We start from the raw sequence: 19,994 nt of genomic DNA on the forward strand, positions 1-19,994 counted from the left end.
CTCAGGCGCTTTTCGCAAGCGGTTGCTTGGCGCGGGCCAGGGCCAGGTTCAGGCGCTTGAGCAAATCCTGCGGCGCTTCGTCCAGAGCCATGACCACGGCGGTGGTGGCCGCCAGTTGCAGGCGTTCGCCTTGCAGCCGGGTCTTGTGGGCGAGGGCGCGCACGGTCTGTTGCAGCTCCAGCGCGAGCACCTGGGCCTGGCGCTCGCCGGTATTGGGCAGCAGCACCACAAAACGGTCGCCGGCCAGGCGGCAGAGCAAATCCTGACGGCGAAGGTTCAGCAACAGCACATGGCTTAGGGCCTGCAACACCGCATCGCCTTCGGCATGCCCGAAGGCCTGGTTGATGGCGGCGAAGTTGTCCAGGTCCAGGGCCAGCAGGGACAGCGGTTGCTGCTGCTCCTGGCTGTCGCGCAGGCTGTCGGCCAATTGGCGCTTGAGGTAGTCGGCGCCGGCCAGGGGCGTGAGTTTGTCGAACAGGCGATGCTCGCGGAACAGCCGCTCGCGTTTCTCCATCTGCGCACTGATCGCCAGTTGTTCGCGGTGCCAGTGGTAGATGCCGATGGTCAGCAGAATCATGCCCACCGGCATCGGCCCGGATTCGAGCCAGTGGTCCCAGGTGATGCTGTCGGGCAGGCGGATAAACTCGTCGAGGCTGTCGATCCACCACGAGAAAAAGATGCACGACAGGCCCAGCGCCAGGTAGTTGGTGACGCGCCCGGCGGGGCGGCTTTTCAGCACCAGGCCCAGCCACACCAGGGCGAGCAGGGCGGAGCCGCCTTCGCCGAAGATATCCAGCCACACCCATTCGCTGAAGCTTTTCAACTCGCCACAGGCCAGGTGCAGGATCAACCCGAGGTTGGCGGCGATCAGCAGCAGGGAGAGTTTCCAGCGGTGGGGTTTGAGCACGGAGAACATGGCCGCGAATCCTTGGGCAACAGAGCGATGGGCGCCAGCACAGCAGATGGATGTGACGGTTGCGTGACGGTGGGGGCGGGTCGAATCAGCTCACGGAAAAATCACAATTTCAAACCAAACACAGCTCAACTGTGGGAGCTGGCTTGTGTGGGAGCTGGCTTGCCTGCGATAGCATCACCCAGGTGTTACTGAAAGACCGAGGTGCCTGCATCGCAGGCAAGCCAGCTCCCACACAAACACAGCTCCCAGGCTTTAAACCGAGGTCATTTCAGCTCATTTGTACGCTTGAGGTCGCTCCAAACCCCGGGTTATGGCCTTCACACGCTGTACCTGTCACAGAACCGTCATCCCCCACCCCTAGCTTGCCCTCCCAGTTGCCGGGCCTCTTGCCTGGCGCCAACGGATTCTTGGGGAGGATTGCATGTACAAGCGCACCGGGCTCGTCGGCTTCACGCTTACCGCCTTGGCCCTGGCAATGGCCAGCGAGCGGATCAACGCGGCCGAAGCGGCCACCACCGAGCATGTCGAAGTGGTCGGCCAGGCCGCCGCGATCGATTCGGCGCTGAAAGAACAGCGAACCGCCGACAGCATCAAGAGCGTGGTGCACGCCGACGGCGTCGCCCAACTGCCGGATGAAAACGTCGCTGAAGCGGTGCAGCGCCTGCCGGGTGTCAGCGTCGAGCGCGACCAGGGCGAAGGGCGCTTCGTCAGCGTGCGTGGCCTGGGCCCGGACCTCAACAGCGTGACCATCAACGGCACCCTCGTGCCCGCCCCGGAAAGCGCACGCCGCGCCGTGGCCCTCGATGTGTTGCCCTCGGAACTGGTGCAGTCGCTGTCGGTGATCAAGACCCTCACCCCGGACATGGACGCCAACTCCCTCGGCGGTACGGTCGATGTGCAAAGCCTCTCGGCCTTCGATCACAAAGGCCTGTTCTACACCGGCAGCACCGAAGCCAGCTACGACAAGAACACCCACCAGACCAGCCCGAAATTCTCCGGCGCCGCCAGCAACCGTTTCAGCCTGGGCGACGGCATCGACAACTTCGGCGTGGCCGCCGCACTCAGCTGGCAGAAGCGTGACTTCGGCTCGGACAACGTCGAAACCGGCGGCGCCTGGGACTTCACTGACGGCGCCAAACTCAACGAATTCGAACAGCGCGACTACGACATCAGCCGCGAACGCGCCGGTGGCGGCCTGAACTTCGACTACAAGCCCGATGACCTCAGCAGCTATTACCTGCGCACCCTCTACAGCCGCTACAAAGACACCGAGACCCGCAACTCCACCAGCATTGAATTTGCCGACCCCCAGGCCCCGGGCGAACTGGGGGATGCGGAGGGCAAGCGCAAGCTGAAAAACCGCGAAGAAACCCAGGAAATCCAGTCCTATGTCTTTGGCGGCGAACGCATGCTCGGCCTGTGGACCTTGAGCGGCCAGGCCGGTTACAGCCAGTCCAGCGAAGACAGCCCGGCGCACATCGCCGGCGCCACCTTTGACGGCGGTGACTTCGCCAACAGCGGTTTCTACGACAAGGACAAACCGCGCCCGATCATCGGCAGCGGCTTCTACGATGCGAGCAACTTCACCCTCGACAAGGTCGATTGGGAAAAACAGAACACCAAGGATACCGAGAAAAACCTGCGTCTGGACCTGGCCCGCGACTATGACCTGAGCGGTTACGCGTCGCAGTTCAAGTTTGGCGGCAAGGTCAGCCGCCGCCACAAGAGCAACGACCTGGAAGCCTGGGTCTACAAGGATTTTGACGACCTGGGCTTCACTGACGAACAGCTCAACCTCACCCAGTTCCAGAAGGGCAATGTGGATTATCGCCTGGGTAACTACGGCCCTGGCATCAGCCCCAGCAGCATCAAGCAGTTGATCGGTGGCCTCAACGCGGCGGACTTCTATGACGAGACCGAATCGCGGGTCAACGACTTCACCATCCGCGAAGACATCAACGCCGGCTACCTGATGAACACCATCGATATCGACGACTGGCGCTTCATTGCCGGCCTGCGCTACGAAGGCACCGAGTTCGAAGCCAAAGGCACCGGCGCCACCGATGGCGTGTTCACCGCCACCGACACTAAACGCCGCTACCACCACTGGCTGCCGGGCCTGCATGCGCGCTACCAGATCGACAAGAACACCCAGGTGCGCGCGGCCTGGACCAAATCCGTGGTGCGCCCGACCTTCGGCCAACTGGCGCCGGGCTTTGTGATCGACGATGACGAGGCCACCTTCGGCAACCCGGACCTCAAGCCGCTGGAATCGAGCAACCTGGACCTTGGTATCGAGCACTTCATGGGCCGCGCCGGCACCGTCTCGGCGTTCGTGTTCTACAAGGACATCAAGAACTTCGTCTACAACACCGACGTCGCCGGCACCGGCGCCTGGACCAATTTCTCCGAGGCCCACACCTACGCCAATGGTGACAGCGCCAAGCTGTATGGCCTGGAACTGGCCTACTCGCAGAAGTTCGACTGGCTGCCGGCGCCGTGGAACGGTTTGCTGGTGGGCGCCAACACCACCTTCAGCCGCTCCAGCGCCGATATCGAAGGCTTCGACAGCGCCAGCGGCGGCAACCGCAAACGCAACATCAGCCTGCCGAACCAGTCCGACACCGTCGGCAACCTGATGCTCGGCTGGGAAGATGACAAGCTCAGCCTGCGCCTGTCGGCCAACTACAAGTCGGCCTATCTGTACGAGCTGGCGTCGATCAACGACAAGGCCCATGACCTGCACGTCGATGCCCAGACCTTTGTGGATTTCAGCGCGCGCTACTCACTGACCAAGAACCTGCAAGTGAGCTTCGAGGCGCAGAACCTGACGGATGAGTCGTACTTCGTCTACACCGGCCATCGCAGCTACAACGGGCAGTACGAAGAGTATGGCCCGACCTACAAAGTCGGCCTGACCTTCACCCACTTCTGAATCCCACACCTTCCAAATGTGGGAGCGGGCTTGCTCGCGAATACGGTGGGTCAGCCAACTGATTCGTCGACTGATACACCGCATTCGCGAGCAAGCCCGCTCCCACAGTTGATCTCCATCGTTTTTGAAGGATTTGTTTGTACATGAGAATTTCCAAGCTGTACCTGCTGATGGTTCTTGCAACCAGCGGCCATGCATTTGCCGCCGATTTGGCCCTGACTCCTTGGGCTCCAAGCCTCAACGCAGAGGCCGTGGCGATCTTGAACACCAACGCACGCCTCGCCGCCAGCACCCGCGACGGTCTGCAACTGCTCGATGCCAAGGGCGTCGAACTGGCGCGCTTCAACGGCAATTTCAGCAGCCTCGACACCCGCGTATCCGGCACCCAGACCCTGGTGGCCAGCCTCGACAACGATCGCCAACAAGCGCTGTTGATCAGCCTCGACGCCACCGCCAAGACCTTCGGCAAACCGCTCTACCTGCCGACACGCGACTACGCCGTGAACGGCCTGTGCCTGTACCGCGATTCGGCGGCCAACCTGTTTGTGTTCCTGGTGGGTGAAGAAGGCAAAGGTGAACAGTGGCTGGTGGGCAATGGCGCCACGTTGTTGAGCGAACCCCAGCGCGTACGCGGTCTGCCGTTGCCGCCATCGGCGCAGTTCTGCCAGGTGGATGACGCGGCCAATCGTTTGGTGGTCAACGAAGAAAACGTTGGCTGGTGGGCCTACCCGGCGCACCCGGAAGCCGATGTGAAACGCACGCCGGTGGCGGTGTTCGACACGCCCAAGCGCGAAGCCGGGGCCATGGCGCTGGTGCCGGGTGGTGTGGTGGCGCTTGATCCGAAGACGGCGCAACTGCATCTGTTCCAGCAAACCGGTGAGCGTTGGGTCGAGCAAGCGAGCCTGAGCCTGCCGGGCCTCAAGGAGCCGGAGCAGCTCTCCGTCAACGGCCAGCAACTGCTGGTGCGTGATGACGACAGCGGTAAACTCTATCAGGGCACGCTCAACTGGCAAGCCAAGCCGGTGCCGGTCGATGCGGTGATCCCGGAAGTCGCCGCCGTGCGCCAGACCGATCCCGTCGGCCGCCAGGGCGATGCGGCGGACGATCCGGCGATCTGGATTCACCCCGAGCAACCGGCCAAAAGCCGCGTCCTCGGCACCAACAAAAAGCAGGGCCTGCTGGCCTACGACCTCGACGGCAAGCTGTTGCAGGAGCTGGCGGTCGGGCGCCTGAACAACGTCGACGTGCGCCCGAATTTCAAGCTGGGTACGCAAATCGTTGATCTCGCGGTCGCCAGTAACCGCGATCACAACAGCCTGAGCCTGTTCAGCATCGACCGTCACACCGGCGAGCTGCGCGAAGCCGGTGAAGTGCCGACGCCGCTCAAGGCGATCTATGGCATTTGCCTGTTCCAGCCCGCCAGCGGTGAGATTTATGCCATCGCCAACGACAAGGACGGCACCTTCCTGCAATACCGCTTGAGTGCGCCAGATGGTCGCGTGCAGGGCGAGCTGGTGCGCCAGTTCAAGGTTGATAGCCAACCCGAAGGCTGCGTCGCCGATGATCAGCGCCAACGCTTGTTTATCGGTGAAGAAGACGTCGGCGTGTGGGCCGTGGATGCGCGTGCCGATCAGCCGGCCAAGCTCACCAGCGTGATCAAGGTGGGGCCGCAGTTGCATGCAGACGTCGAGGGCCTGGCGCTGTACCAGAGCGAAAAACGCGATTTCCTGGTGATCTCCAGCCAAGGCAATGACAGCTATCTGGTGGTGGATGCCGAGCCGCCGTTCGCCACCCACGGCGCGTTCCGCGTTGGCCTTAACGCGGCTGCCGGTATTGACGGCGCCTCGGAAACCGATGGCCTGGAAGTCACCGCGATCAACCTCGGCGGGCCGTGGAGCCAGGGCATGCTGGTGGTGCAGGACGGGCGCAAGCGCATGCCCGAGCAGACCCAGAACTTCAAGTTTGTGCCCTGGGCCGAAGTGACCCGCACGCTGAAATTGCCCTGACCCGTCATCACCCGGTCATCACTTTTTATTCGAATAGGAGTTCACCATGCACGCGACGATGGAACATATGACGATCTGGGGGTTGATCAGCGACGCCAGCCTATTGGTCAAGGCAGTGATGGTCACGCTGCTGCTGGCGTCCTTGCTCAGCTGGTACTTGATCATCCAGCGCGGCGCGGTGCTGCGCCGCCTGGAGCGCCAATTGAACGGCTTTGTGCAGCGCTTCCGTGCGGCACCCGACTTGCAGCCGCTGTACCGCGACACCGTGCAGGCGGGCGAGGGCGGCATTGCGCCGATCTTTATCGCCGGGGTGCAGGAATATCAGCACTTGCACAGCCATGATCCGGCTGTGCTGGAAGGCGTCGAGCGCGCCTTGCAGGTGGCGATTACCGAGCAGGAAATCGAACTGGAAAAGGGCCTGCAATTCCTCGCCACCGTGGGTTCGGTCAGCCCCTATATCGGTTTGTTCGGTACTGTGTGGGGCATCATGAATTCCTTTATCGGTTTGTCCCAGGTGCAGCAGGCCACGCTGTCCACCGTTGCACCGGGCATTGCCGAGGCGTTGATCGCCACCGCCATTGGCTTGTTTGCGGCGATTCCGGCAGTGATCGCCTACAACCGTTTTGCCGCCCGTGGCCAGACCTTGCTCACCCGCTATTACGCCTTCGGCAATGAGCTGCAAGTGCGCCTGCACCGCACCTTGCGCGGCACGCCGATCAACCTGGCCGTGGCCGCCTGAATAAGGAAAGCTCCCATGTTAACCAGGCCGCAACGCAAGCACGGGCCCAAGGCCGAGATGAACGTGGTGCCCTATATCGACGTGATGCTGGTGCTGCTGGTGATCTTTATGGTCACCGCGCCGATGCTGACCCAGGGCCTGAAGATCGAACTGCCCAAGGTCGCCGCCGAGGCGTTGGCCACCGATACACGCCAGCAGATCCTCACGCTGTCGGTGCAAGCCGGCGGCGGTTACTACTGGAACCTCGGCGGCGAACTCGACACCCAGCACCAGACCGACAGCGCCGTGACCCTGGAGGAAATGGGCGCCAAGGTCATGCAGGTGGTGGCGGCGCGCAGTGACACCCAGGTGTTTATCCGCGCCGACGACAACGCCGGCTACGGTCGCGTGGTGGCGGCCATGGCGGTGTTGCAGAAGGGTGGTGTCAGCAACCTGGGGCTGGTGACCGAGGCCCCGCAATGACGGCGATGATCATGCACAGTCCACAGTTTTCGATCGCGCCAAGGGATACCGCCGGATTTTGGCGCAACAGCTTCGCCGCCAGCCTCGCGGTGGCGTTGCACGTCGGTGTGTTGGCCGCGCTGATGCTGGGCTGGTCGACGGAAAAACCCGTGGTGGAGGCGCCACGGGTAATGCACACCCAATTGGTCATGCTGCCGCCAGCACCCGCGCCAGTGCCGGAACCGGTGGCCGTCGCAGCACCGCCACCACCGGAGCCGGTCGTCGTGCCGGTGCCACCCAAACCCGTGGTCGATCCGCAGATCCAGGCGCAAAAACTGGAGAAAGCCGCCCTGGCGCGCAAACGCGTCGAGGAGAAGAAAGTCGAGCAGCAACAGGAACGCCTGGCCACCGAACAGCGCAACCGTGAACTGGAACAGCAACGGTTGAGCCAGGAACGCCTGGCCGCCGAACGCGCACGCCCGGCTGCGCCTGCGCCGGCCCCGGCGTTTGACAGCCGCCAATACCGACCCTTGAGCAAGGAAGCGCCGGACTATCCCGAGCGCGCCCTGGACAAGAACATCGAGGGCGATTGCTCGGTGGAGTACACCGTCAATACTCAGGGCCGTGTGGAAAACCCCAAGGTACTGGACGGTTGTCACCCGCTGTTCATGCGCCCGTCACTGGCCGCCGCCAACACCTTCCGCTACCAGCCACGCATCGTTGAAGGCAAGGCCGTCGCCGTACCGGCGGTGCGCAATACCTTCCACTACCGCATCAAATAAACCGCTCAAAGGTCGTAGCGCACCGACAGCAACAGGGTGCGCGGGTCGTTGACCGAGTAGTAACGCGCGCCGCTGGACGGCACGTAGCCCACCGACTGCGGATAGGCGCGATCCAGCAGGTTTTTCACCGCCAGGGTGGTGGTCCAGTGGCCGTCGCCGCTGATGTAGCGGGTGTTGGCATTCCAGAAGGTTTGCTGCGGCACTTCCTGGATATCGTCGTTCAGCGCATTGGCATAGGACTTGGTCTGGAACTGCGCGTCGGTGCCGGCCAGCCAAGTGCCGGGCAATCCGGCCGGGATGGTGTAGTTCAGACCGACGCTGGCGTTCCAGCGCGGCGAGAACACCAGCTGCTTGCCATTGGCATCCACTCCCGCACCGCTGGCGTTCTGGAAGTCGTCGTACTGGCTTTGCAGGTAGCCGAGGTTGGCGGTCAACTGCAAGTCGCGGCTCAGGGCGGTGAGGGTTTCCAGCTCCACGCCATAGGTGTGGGCCTGGCCGACGTTGGTGCGCAGGCTCACGCCCAGCGCCGGGTCGTAGGCGTTGGTTTGCAGGTCCTTGTAGTCGTTGTAGAACAGCGCGACGTTGGCGCGCAGGCGCTGGTCGAAGAAGTCGCCCTTGAAGCCGGTTTCCCAGGTGGTCACGTCCTCTGGCGAAAACGCCTGCTCGGCGGCGGCGCGGGTGGGGGCGCGGTTGTCGTAGCCGCCGGCCTTGAAGCCCTTGGCCACGTAGGCGTACTGGTTCAGGTGTGGGGTCCAGGCGTATTCGAAACCGATCTTCGGGCTGGTGGACTGCCAGGACTTGCTCGACTCGGCGGCAAAGTTGGTGCCGGTGATCTGCCGGTCGGTGTTGATCGCGTAGTTGGTGAACTCGAAATTCTTGTGCTCGCGGGTATAGCGCAGGCCGGCGATCAGCGACAGTTGCGGCGTGATCTTGTAGGTACCCTGGCCGTACAGCGCATAGCTTTCGGTGTTGGTGGTGCTGTATTGGCCTTGGCCGATCACGCGGTTGCGCGCGATGGAGTAGGTGAGGTTGTCGCGGTCGGCGTCGAAGCGTTCGCGGTACAGGTACAGGCCGGTGCTGAAGCTGAAATCGTCGTAGTCGCCGTTGAGCTGGAACTCCTGGGTGGCGTAGTTCTGCTTGTAGAGGATCAGGTTGTTCTGAATCAGTGCGGCCTGGCCGGAGTTGTCATAATCCACCGGCTGGTTGAACGACGACCAGGCGGTGACCGACTTGACGTTCAGGTGATCGTTGATCGCGTAGATCGCCCGCAGCACCGAGGAACCTTGGTCGAGGCGGTTTTTCGGATCGAGGCTGCTGTAGCTCTTGAACTTGTCGAAATGGCCGTTGGCATCGAACGGCGAATAACTGGTGGTATCGCCGCGATCAAAAGTACCGGCCAGGGTCAGTTGCACATCCCACGGTGAATCCTCGGGCTTGTAGCGCAGCTTGCCGCGATAGGACTGGATATCCACGTTGTTCACGTCCTTGCCGCGTGTCGGGTTGGACACGGTGCCGTCGCGGGTCAGGCGAATCGCCGAGAAACTGCCAAACAGGGCGTTGTCCACCAGCGGGCCGCTGATCAGGAAGCGTCCGTTCTGCGCGTTGTAATTGCCCGCGCCGAGCTCGACGAAGCCTCGGGTTTCCTGGTTCGGATCACGGGTGATGACGCGAATTGCGCCGGCGCTGCTGTTGCGCCCGTACAGCGTGCCCTGGGGGCCGCGCAGCACTTCGACGCGTTCGACGTCGTTGAAATCCAGCATCGAGGAAATCGCCCGGGGGATGTACAGGTCGTCGGCATACACCGCCACGGCCGCTTCCTGGATCGGGTCGGTTTCGCCGATACCGCGAATGCCGTAGGTCTGGGCGCTGTAGGAGATCGACTGGCGGCTGAGGGTCAGGTTCGGCACCTGCCCGGAGAGGTCGCGTACGCTGCGGATCTGTTTGTCTTCGAGGGTCTTTTCATCGAAGGCGGAAATCGCCAGCGGGGTTTTTTGCAGGTCTTCGCTGCGGTGCTCAGCGGTGACATTCACCACCGGCAGCGCCGCGTCATCGGCGTGGGCGTAGGCGCTGAACAAGGCGAGCGAGACGGCGAGGGTGAGGCGGTTGGGCGCGGCGATATGGCTCATGGTGGACCCCTGAGAGAGTGGTGGTTGGCAAGGCCTCCACCTGGTCAGGGGTCGGTGCTGGGGGTAACAATATGGATATGAAAGGCGTTCGTAAAAGTCCGTTTTGTTATATGTTGATCGTTCCCACGCTCTGCGTGGGAATGCCGCCGGTGACGCTCTGCGTCACGCCTTCAAGAACGGACGCAGAGCGTCCAGGGATGCATTCCCACGCAGAGCGTGGGAACGATCAAGACAGTTGCTCCCACATTTTTGAATTGCGTCAAGCGTTGGCCAGGTTGACCAGTTCATTGCCGGAGATATACCGCTGTAGGTTCGCCAAGAACGCATCCGCAATCTCATTACGGCTATTCGTCGAAATCGCCGACGTATGCGGCGACAACCGCACCCGCGGGTGCGTATACAACGGATGCCCATCCGGCAACGGCTCCGGCTCCGTCACATCCAGCGAGGCCAGCCCAACCTGGCCGTTATCCAGGGCCTCGAGCAGCGCCTCCTGGTCCAGCAAGCCACCGCGCGCAATGTTGATCAAATGCAGCCCCTGCTTGGCACTGCCCAACACGTCGCGGTTGATCAGGTTGCGCGTTGCCTCGGTCAACGGCGCGGCCACCACCAGGTGGTCAGCGCGGGCGAACAGGTCGTGGATATCCTTGGCGGCTTCTACGCCCGCACTGAACGGCGCCGAGCTATGGCGCTGCGCCACAACCTTGATGCCCAGCGCCAAAGCCTTCTGCGCCAGGCTCTCGCCAATCGCGCCGAAGCCGAGGATGCCCAATGTGGTGCCCTTGAGCGGGCGCAGTGGGGTGAAATTCCACTGCGAGTCCTTCACCCAGATATCCGGCAAATGCTTGGACGCGGCAAAGATTGCCGCCAGAGCGAACTCGGCAAGGTTGTCGGCCGCGCTGCCGCGTGAGGTGGTCACCGGCGGCCCATTGAATAGCCACTGCGGGTAGAAATCGATGCCCGACGACACCAGGTGCACCCATTGCGCGCCGTACGGCCAGCCCGGTGGTGGCGTATCCGGGGCGGTGTAGCCGCGCACGTTGATCGGGCGCAGCAGGAGGATATTGGCCTGGGCTGGCAGGTCGCTGGGGACGCCGACCGGCACGCCGATTACCTGGGCTTCGGGGTGGATCGCTTTGAGGCGTTCGCGAATCACTTCATTGAAATCTTCGTCCAGCTGGCTGGCGATAATCACCTGACTCATGTGCGTTCCTTTTGGCGTTGGGCGAAGACGGCTTTGCCGACGCCTTGCAACACGGCGTCGTTCTGCGGGGTGTGTACGCGGCTGCACAGCACGTCACGGTAATGCCGTTGCAATGGGTTGAGGCGCGACAGGCCAGGGTTGCCTGAGGCTTCGATGGCCAGCTCGACGGCGCGGATCGCGTTATTGGTCACCAGGTACTTCAACTGCGCGGCGTTGGCGGCCGGGGTGTGGCCTTCGGCGGCGGCGTCCAGCAGGCTGCGGTTGGCAAACAACAGGGTGTCGATATGGCCGACGGTCTCCTGGAAGCGCGGCAAGGTCGCCAGCGCGGCGCCGAGGTTGGACGGCGCGCGTTCTTCCAGCCAGTTCGCCAGCCAGTCCCGCGCGGCGTGGGCCACGGCGTCGTACACCGAGGACAGCAACACCGACATCCACAGGAAACCCTCGCCATCCAGCTCCGGCGACGGCGCGCTCCACGGGCTGACGCTGACGGCGTGGTCCAGCGGCACCAGCACGTTGTCGAGCACTACCTCATGGCTGCACGTGGCGCGCATGCCGAGGTGGTCCCAGGTGTCGATGATGGTGATGCCGGGGCTGTCCTTGGGCACCAGCCAGGCGCCCACCAACGGGTCGGCGTCGTCGCTGCGGCCCCACACGCTGAACCACGTCAGACCGTGGCTGCCGGTGGAGTAGATCTTGCGCCCGCTGATGCGCCAGCCTTCGGCGGTGCGCACGGCGGTGGTCGCCGGCAGGCCGCCCCGGGCCGGGGTGCCGAGGTCGGGTTCGACGCGCAGGGCGTTGATCAATGCACCGTTGCGCACGGCGTCCTCGGCGACGCGGGTGCGCAGGTGCGCGGGCCAGGTTTTGCTGTCTTGCAGGCGCGTGTGTTGCAGGTACTGCATCACCAGAATCAGCGCGGTGGAGGGTTCGCCCTTGGCAATCGCACTGATCGCCTTGCGCGCCTGGGGCAGGCTGGCACCGCCGCCGCCGAGGGATTTGGGTACGGTGAGGGCGACGAGGCCGTGGTCGTGGAGCAGTTTGAAGTTGGCGTGGGGGAAGGTGCCGCTTTCATCGTAGAGGTGCGCGGAGCTGGCCAGTTCGGCGCTGAGACGTTCGAGCAAGGCTTCGAAGTTGGCGACTTCCACGGAGCGTAGAGACGGTTGGGTCATAGGAATGTACTCGGTCAAAAATGTGGGAGCTGGCTTGCCTGCGATGGCGGTGTATCAGTGAGAAATGTGTCAACTGATACACCGCCATCGCAGGCAAGCCAGCTCCCACAGGGATTGGGGTGGGTCAGATGGCTAGGCGTACGGGCTGCTCGGCGAGCAAGCGCTCCACGACTCGCAACACCGGCTCAGCCTCCGTGCGCACCAACCAATCCGGGCTCACCTGCACAAACGCCACCGTGCCGTCCTTGGCAATCACCACCACCGTCGGCTGCGGCAACTCCCACGTGCCGGTGCCGGTGGTCTCGCCAATGCTGTTGCCCTTGGCCAACGCGGCGTTGCGCGACGCCTCGTCAAAGCTGTAGAGAATCCCCAGGCGCCGACCCAGGTTGTTGTCCTGGTCGCTGGCCACCAGCAATTGCAGGTTGTGGCGGGTCTTGATCTCCACCAGGCGCTCAGGCACTTGCGGACTCACGGCCACCAACGGCACGCCAAGTTCACGCAGGCGTGGGTAGAGCTGGCGCTCGTAATAGGGCAGGGCGATGTTGCACGCCGGGCAGCCGGCAAAGCGGAAGAACACCAGCACCGCCGGGCCGTCGGCCAGCAGCAGCTCGCGGTTGAGTTCGCCGCCTTCGACGTTGAGCAGGGTAAACGGGTCCAGCTCGTCGCCGATCTGCACGTAGTCGTCCGGTCTGGCCTCATCCAGCAGGCGTTGGCGCTGGTCGATATTGACCTGCAACGACTCCGCTGCCCAGGTCGCTACACGTTCGGCGTGCAGGTCGGCCAACTGGCGGTTGAGGGATTCGCTCATGCCAGCGCCTCCTGCTGTTCTTCTACCTCGGCGGTGACGCTGTAACGGTTGGCCGGCACATCGAGGCCAAGGTTGTCGCGCAGGGTGTGGCCGCTGTATTCACTGCGGAACAGGCCGCGCTGTTGCAGCACCGGCACCACCAGTTCGGTGAAGTATTGCAGGCCGTCCGGCAACACCGAGTTGACGATAAAACCATCGCTGGCGCCGGTTTCGAACCAGGTCTGGATCGCGTCGGCGACTTGCTCCGGGGTGCCGACGAAGTCACGTTTGGGTCGTGAGAAACGCAAGGCCACTTCGCGCAGGGTCAGGCCTTCGTCCTTGGCCAGTTGCTTGATCCGGTCGGAACCGCCTTTCTGGCTGTTGGAGCCGAGGTCGCCGAGGTCCGGGAACGGCGCGTCCAGCGGGTATTTACTGAAGTCATGATCGTTGAACGGGCGGCCGAGGGCGACGATGGCGTCTTCGACGGTCACCAGGTCCACGGCTTGCTGATAGCGGCTTTCCACTTCGGCGGCATCGCGGCCGACAATCGGGCGGATGCCCGGCAGGATCGACAGGCTGTCGGGGTCACGGCCAAAACCCTTGGCGCGGCGTTTCAGGTCCTGGGAATACGCCAGGCCTTCCTCGATGCTCTCCACATGTACAAAGATCGCATCGGAGTTTTCGGCGGCAAAGTTGCGCCCATCTTCAGAGGTGCCCGCCTGGAAAATCACCGGCTGGCCCTGGCGTGAACGGGCGATGTTCAACGGACCTTTGACCGAGAAAAACTCGCCCTTATGATTCAGCGCGTGCAGCTTGCTCGGGGTGAAAAACTCGCCGCTCTGTTTGTCGTAGGCAAAGGCGTCGTCTTCCCAGGAATCCCACAGACCCTGGACCGCGTTCACGTGTTCCTTGGCGATGCGGTAGCGCACCGCGTGCGGCGGGTGTTCGGCTTTGCCGAAATTGTCGGCGGTGCCACTCAGCCACGAGGTGACCACGTTCCAGCCGGCGCGGCCGCCGCTGATATGGTCCAGGGACGAGAACTGGCGCGCCACCTGGTAGGGCTCGGTGTAGCTGACGGTCACGGTGGCCACCAGGCCGATATTCGTGGTGATCGCGGCAAGTGCCGAGAGGATGGTCAGCGGCTCGAAGCGGTTGAGGTAGTGCGGGCTGGATTTGGCGTGGATATGCAGGCTGTCGGCGATGAACACGAAGTCGAACTTGGCGGCTTCGGCCAGTTCAGTCTGCTGTTTGTAGAAACCGAAATTGGTGCTGGCGTTCGGTTGGGCGTTCGGGTGGCGCCATTCGCCCCAGCCGTGACCGACACCGTGAACCATGGCACCGAGTTTCAATTGACGTGGCTTGCTCATGTTCTGCTCCTTTAGCGCGAGGCTTGATTGAGGGGGGCACGCTTGGCGTTAAAGCTCTTGTCGAAACCCTGCGACACATCGATGTGCTTGGTCAGCAGGCCTTCTTGTTGGTAGATGTCGGCGGTGGCTTGCAGGCCGCTGATCACGCTGTCGTCAATGGCAACCGGCGTCAGGCGTGTGTCCTTGGCCACTTCCACATGCACTGCCAGCGGCAGGCCGGTGATCTTGGCTTGCGCGGCGGCGTATTCATTGGGGTGCACGTTGGCCCAGGCGTAGGCACGGTCCAGGCGCGCGACAAAGTCATCCAGCTGCGGGCGTTTGTCGGCGATGGCTTGGCTGGTGGCGGCGAGGTACAGGTGGTTGCTCAACAACTGGTTACCGCTGATCAGCACGCGAGCCTTGCTTTGGGAGGTCACCACGGTGGTGTACGGGTCCCAGGTGGCCCAGGCGTCGGCGGTGCCGTTGTCCAGCACCAGGCGCGATTCGCTTGGCAGCAGGAAAATGAACTGCACATCCTTGGTCGTCAGGCCAGCGGTGGCCAGAGCCTTGATCGCCAGGTAATGGCCGATGGAGCCGCGCCCGGTGACGATCTTCTTGCCCTTCAGGTCCGCCACGGTCTTGATCGGCGAGTCTTTGTTCACCAGCAGCGCCGTGGTATTGCGCCCTTCGGCGTGGATGATGCTGACCACCTTGAGCGAGGCGCCGGCGCCCAGGGCGAAGACGTAGGGCGCATCGCCGAGGGCGCCGATATCCACGGCACCGGCATTCAACGCTTCGCCCAAGGGCGAGGCCGAGGGGAATTCCGACCACTGGATTTCGTAGGGTACATTCTTGGTTTCGCCGGAGACTTCCAGCAGCGCCTTGATTGTCGATTTCTGATTGGCCACCCGCAGCGGTTGCAGGTCGGCGGCGTGGGCGGTGCCGATCAGGCCGAGGGCGAGGGCAGTGCCCAGGAGCAGGCGTTTGAAGGGGGTGGTAAAGACCATGGGATGCAGGCTCCAGGCAGATCAAGAAAGGGTTCGGCTACCTCCGCCTGGAGAAGGGGTCGGTGAGTGGGTTGACGTTATTCCTATAAGAACGCTCTGTGAAGTTCTTTTTGGTTATATGTTAATTATTAAAAATATTGATTATTGCGCGACTGATTATTCTTTAATTGCATTTGGTGCTGAGGGTTTTAAGAGCTTTCCTACGTGTCGCTCAGAAAGCGTCACCTGAGCATCAGCGTATCTGCGTGATTTGATCCCGGTCTTTTCGGACAGGGACTGTTGCGCATGACGGATACGCTGTGGGCCGCCCGCGAGGGCGATGCGCTGTTGCACAGCTCGATGCTGGCGGACGTGTTGGGCGGCGTGCTGGAGATCGCGGCGACGGTGGCCGTGACCGCGCTGGCCACGGCGGCCGTTGTGGCTGCAACCGGCATCACCGTGGCGACAGGCGGCCTTGGCTGCGTTGTGCTGGGGGCCGTGGTGGGTGTGGTGGTCGGGCTCGGCATGGGCGCAACCGGTGCCGACAAAAGCCTTTCACGCTTATGTGAGTCTTTTGCCAGCGCACTCTTCCCACCCGTGATCGATGCATTCATCAGCAGCGGTTCGCCGGATGTTTTTATCAACGGCCAACCTGCGGCGCGGGCGGCCGGAACAGTCGCCGCCGCCGTGGCAGAAGCGGGCGGTGAACCGACTTATCTGGATATCGCCGCAGGTTTTTTCTCTCAGCTCTGGCGCCCTACGGTCGCTGCACCGGTGACGGGCGCTGTGCCTTGTGCTGCCGATACGGTCGATTGTAATAAGCACCCGCCAATGCCTGAGCAGTACCTTGCCGAAGGTTCCAGCAAGGTCTTCATCAACGGCCAGCCCGCCGTGCGTAGCGGAGATAGAAGTACCTGCGAAGCCACGGTGGGCAAGGTACAGATTTCGCCCAACGTGGTCATCGGCGGCGCGCCGGTGGTGGTGCGTGAGATTCACAGCGGCAAGACGCCGGGTGTAGGGCTGGCGGTCACGGCGTTGTTGGCGTTGCGGGGCGGTGGGGCGAAGTTCTTCAGCACGCTGCCCTGTATGGCGGTGGGTGGGTTGGTGTCGTGGGGCACAGGGCAGGTGAGCAATGCGCTCGCGTCAGCAGTGCGCGGCTCGCCCAACCCGGTGCACAGCGCCACCGGTGCGAAGATCCTCGACGGTGATGACGATCTGGATTTCGCATTGCCTGGCCGGCTGCCGGTCGAGTGGCAGCGCTACTACAGCAGCCGGGATGAGCGCCGTAACGGTCTGTTCGGCGCCGGTTGGAGTGTGGCCTATGAGGTTTTCGTCGAGATAGGCCTACATCCCGACGGTGGCGAACGGCTGATCTACACCGATGAACAGGCTCGCCGGATCGATATGGGCGTAATCCCGCTGGGCGGTGCGGTGTTCAGCGCCGGCGAAGGGTTGAGCGTGCGGCGCCATGTCAGTGGCCAACTGCTGATTGAAAGTGTCGATGGGTTGTATCGGCTGTTCGAACCCGCACCGGGCAACCCTGCGCATTTGCGCTTGAGCCAGTTGGGGGATCGCAATGACAACCGCGTCTTCCTCGACTATGACGTGCAGGGCCGTCTGAGCCAGTTGCGCGATATCTTTGGCGATGTGCGAGTCGAGCTGGGCTACAGCCAGCATTGGCCCGGGCGGGTCGAGCAGATTGAGCGCCTGTACCCGGATCACCATCGCGAAACGCTCTCCAGCTATACCTACGATATGCGCGGCGATCTCGCAGCAGTGCGCGATGCCGATGGGCATGTTCAGCGCCGTTTCGGCTATGACAACGCCCAGCGCTTGGTCGAACACCAACTGCCTACCGGCCTGCGCTGCTTCTACCAATGGGGCTGTGTGGACGACCGCGAATGGCGCGTGGTACGGCACTGGACCGACGAGGGTGACGACTACAGGTTCAATTACGACCTGATTGCCGGGATCACGCGGATTACCGATGGCTTGCAACGGGTCAGCACCCGCCAATGGAATGTGCAGTACCAGATCACCGAATACACCGATAACCTGGGGCACACCTGGCAGTTCGGTTGGAATGATGAGCGCCAGTTGCTGAGTGCTACCGATCCTCTGGGTGGGCAGTGGCGGTTCGGCTACGACGCAGCCGGCAACCTGTGCAGCACGCAAGATCCGATGGGCCGTATTGAATCGACGGTGTGGCTGGAACACTGGTCGCTGCCATTGGTTGAATCCGATGCAGCCGGCCACAGCTGGCAGTATCGATACGATCAACGCGGCAATTGCGTCAGCGAAACCGACCCGCTGGGACACGTCACGCGCTATCGTCATGATGGTTTTGGTCAGGTCGTCGAAATCACCGACGCCACGGGCAAGCGCAAAACCCCGCGTTGGAATGAAACCGGGCAGTTGATCGAGCAAGTCGATTGTTCGGGTTATGCCACAAGATTCGAGTACGACCGTCGAGGTCATTTACAAACCCTTATCGATGCAGCCGGTGAGCGGCAGCGCTATCAACACGACAGCCACGGCCGATTGCTGCAAATCGAACGGCCCTACGGTTACATCGAACATTACCTGCGCAACACCAGCGGCCAGTTGACCGCCTACACCGATGCGGCGGGCCATACCACCCGCTACCAATACGACCGGCGCGGGCAGCTAGTGCGGCGCATTGATGCCCATGGCCGCCCGATCGAATATCGACACGATGCCTACGGCCGACTGCAAACCCTGACCAACGAAAACGGCGAACACTATCGCTTTGCCTGGGACCAGGGCGACCGCCTTACACAACAGCAAGACCTGGATGGCAGTGCTCGACGTTACGCCTATGACGCGCTGGGTAACCTGATCGCAGTCGAATACCTCCCTTTGGATGAGGCCTCTTCCATCGTCCATCGCCTGGAACGCGACGCCGTCGGCCGCCTGTTGGTCAAGGAGACTGACGATGGCCGAACCGAATACGCCTACGATCTAACCGACCAACTCATCGCCGTCACCACCAACGACCGGCAAGGAAATGCCCAAGCACTGGGTTTTGCCTATGACGCACTCGGCCAACTGACGTGCGAGCAGAGTGCAACCGGCAAGCTGCACCATCGCTACGACGAACTCGGCAACCTGAGCCAGACGCAACTGCCCGACGGCCGCTGGCTCAACCACCTGTATTACGGCAGCGGCCACCTGCACCAGATCAACCTCGACGGCCAGATCATCAGCGACTTCGAACGCGACCGCCTGCACCGCGAAGTCCTGCGCACCCAAGGCCAGATCACCACCCGCAGCGAATACGACCGTTGCGGCCGGTTGCGCTCGCGCAAACGCAGCCCTACAGGCCAGCCCCGACAGTTGCCGCCCGCGCAACAAAAGACTTTCGAATACGACCCCGCTGACAACTTGATCGGTCGCATGGAAGGCGGTCAACGCCGACTGCTGCATTACGACGCAACCGGGCGGATCATTGCCACCCAGGACAATGCCCAAGGCCAGCTGGAAACCTTCGCCTACGATGCTGCCGCCAACCTGTTGGACGGGGCACAATCGAGTGCCGGCTTAGTGAGGCACAACAAGCTACTGACCTACCAGGACAAGCGCTACCGCTACGACGGCTTCGGTCGCCTGCTCGAAAAAAGCAGTGCCCTGCGTGGCCTGCAACGCTTCACCTACGACGCCGAACACCGCCTGATTGAAGTGCAAAGCCACAATGGCAGCGTAGTGCGCATGATCTACGACCCGCTGGGCCGGCGCATTGCCAAAACCGAGCGGGACAGTGGCGGTCGCCTACTGGGCGAAATCCGCTTCACCTGGGACGGCCTGCGCCTGTTGCAGGAGCATAAACACAGCCAGACCAGCCTTTACGTCTACGTAGACGAAGGCCACGAGCCGTTGGCGCGCGTCGATGGCATCGGTCCGCAACAGAAAATTCGCTACTACCACAACGACCTCAACGGCTTGCCGGAGCAGTTGACTGAAACCGATGGGCACAACGTCTGGCGCGCGACATATCGGGTGTGGGGCAGCACGCTGGAAGAGGTGCGCGAGCCTGACTATATTGAAGAACAGAATCTGCGGTTCCAGGGACAGTATCTGGACCGGGAGACGGGGCTGCACTTCAATACGTTCAGGTTTTATGACCCGGATGTGGGGCGGTTTACGACGCCGGATCCGATTGGTTTTGATGGCGGATTCAACTTTTTCCAGTATGGCCCCAACCCAATATCGTGGATTGATCCATTGGGGCTTGCCCCCGAGCTTTATTACCTGATTGCGAAGAAGGATGGCTTTTACGATGAAATGAAGTGGGGCCACAAGCAGCCGATAGGCCAAGTCTATTTAAAAAAAGGTGAAGTGTGGAAAGTCGGCGAAACTGTCAATCCGCACCGGCGTTATACACAGAGGTGGCTTAAGGTTAAGAATTTGGCCTACCAGCGCATTATGGCAGCCCCTACGAAGGGCAGCATGCGGATATGGGAAGGTCTAAAAATCGGAAAATATTTCAAGCGTCGAGGAAAGTTGCCACCAGGCAATAAATGCAGGCACTGATATAAGGAT

General features: G+C 62.2%; 13 protein-coding genes. 6 read left to right on the plus strand and 7 right to left on the minus strand.

The annotated features are described in order from the left end of the window. Nucleotide 1: 1 nt before the first annotated feature. A complete protein-coding gene (locus tag ACZRMO_RS27430) occupies nucleotides 2-916 on the minus strand; it encodes a GGDEF domain-containing protein (protein ID WP_124528363.1) in 915 nt (304 codons plus the stop codon). Between the two features lie 421 nt (nucleotides 917-1,337). Here ACZRMO_RS27430 and ACZRMO_RS27435 point away from each other — a divergent pair, with 421 nt between their 5' ends. The 5 genes from ACZRMO_RS27435 to ACZRMO_RS27455 all read left to right on the plus strand — a co-directional run bounded on the left by ACZRMO_RS27435 (nucleotide 1,338) and on the right by ACZRMO_RS27455 (nucleotide 7,819). Beyond that, nucleotides 1,338-3,851: a TonB-dependent receptor gene (locus ACZRMO_RS27435; RefSeq protein WP_463974928.1), complete on the plus strand. Its 2,514-nt coding sequence runs from the start codon at nucleotides 1,338-1,340 to the stop codon at nucleotides 3,849-3,851. A 143-nt stretch (nucleotides 3,852-3,994) separates the two neighbouring features. Further along, entirely contained in the window at nucleotides 3,995-5,857 is a 1,863-nt protein-coding gene (locus ACZRMO_RS27440; RefSeq protein ID WP_463974929.1) for a phytase, read from the plus strand. A 46-nt stretch (nucleotides 5,858-5,903) separates the two neighbouring features. Continuing rightward, a complete protein-coding gene (gene tolQ / locus ACZRMO_RS27445) occupies nucleotides 5,904-6,596 on the plus strand; it encodes a protein TolQ (protein WP_207046891.1) in 693 nt (230 codons plus the stop codon). Nucleotides 6,597-6,611: 15 nt separating this feature from the next. Further along, nucleotides 6,612-7,058 (plus strand): protein TolR, encoded by a 447-nt coding sequence (gene tolR / locus ACZRMO_RS27450; protein WP_463974930.1) that lies wholly within the window; start codon nucleotides 6,612-6,614, stop codon nucleotides 7,056-7,058. Beyond that, nucleotides 7,055-7,819 (plus strand): energy transducer TonB, encoded by a 765-nt coding sequence (locus ACZRMO_RS27455; protein WP_463974931.1) that lies wholly within the window; start codon nucleotides 7,055-7,057, stop codon nucleotides 7,817-7,819. The genes tolR and ACZRMO_RS27455 overlap by 4 nt, the downstream gene beginning before the upstream one ends. A 5-nt stretch (nucleotides 7,820-7,824) precedes the next feature. On the opposite strand, the gene ACZRMO_RS27460 is transcribed toward ACZRMO_RS27455, so the two are convergent. The 6 genes from ACZRMO_RS27460 to ACZRMO_RS27485 form a co-directional block, all read right to left on the minus strand. After that, on the minus strand, nucleotides 7,825-9,945 hold the full coding sequence (locus ACZRMO_RS27460; protein WP_463974932.1) for a TonB-dependent receptor: 2,121 nt from the start codon (nucleotides 9,943-9,945) through the stop codon (nucleotides 7,825-7,827). A gap of 259 nt (nucleotides 9,946-10,204) precedes the next feature. After that, the gene (locus tag ACZRMO_RS27465; RefSeq protein WP_463974933.1) at nucleotides 10,205-11,149 is read right to left on the minus strand and encodes a D-isomer specific 2-hydroxyacid dehydrogenase family protein; all 945 of its coding nucleotides are present in this window, start codon (nucleotides 11,147-11,149) and stop codon (nucleotides 10,205-10,207) included. Continuing rightward, entirely contained in the window at nucleotides 11,146-12,315 is a 1,170-nt protein-coding gene (locus tag ACZRMO_RS27470; protein WP_463974934.1) for an acyl-CoA dehydrogenase family protein, read from the minus strand. Before ACZRMO_RS27470 ends, ACZRMO_RS27465 begins: the two co-directional genes overlap by 4 nt. Before the next feature lie 124 nt (nucleotides 12,316-12,439). Then, a complete protein-coding gene (locus tag ACZRMO_RS27475) occupies nucleotides 12,440-13,123 on the minus strand; it encodes a peroxiredoxin-like family protein (RefSeq protein ID WP_463974935.1) in 684 nt (227 codons plus the stop codon). Continuing rightward, a complete protein-coding gene (locus ACZRMO_RS27480; protein WP_463974936.1) occupies nucleotides 13,120-14,469 on the minus strand; it encodes an LLM class flavin-dependent oxidoreductase in 1,350 nt (449 codons plus the stop codon). The genes ACZRMO_RS27475 and ACZRMO_RS27480 overlap by 4 nt, the downstream gene beginning before the upstream one ends. Nucleotides 14,470-14,480: 11 nt before the next feature. After that, nucleotides 14,481-15,455: an ABC transporter substrate-binding protein gene (locus ACZRMO_RS27485; RefSeq protein ID WP_463974937.1), complete on the minus strand. Its 975-nt coding sequence runs from the start codon at nucleotides 15,453-15,455 to the stop codon at nucleotides 14,481-14,483. Between the two features lie 285 nt (nucleotides 15,456-15,740). On the opposite strand from ACZRMO_RS27485, the gene ACZRMO_RS27490 reads away from it, so the two are divergent. Then, nucleotides 15,741-19,985, plus strand: coding sequence for an RHS repeat-associated core domain-containing protein (locus tag ACZRMO_RS27490; protein WP_463974938.1), 4,245 nt, complete (start codon nucleotides 15,741-15,743; stop codon nucleotides 19,983-19,985). Nucleotides 19,986-19,994 lie beyond the last annotated feature (9 nt).

Source organism: Pseudomonas sp. B611 (genome assembly GCF_055407965.1).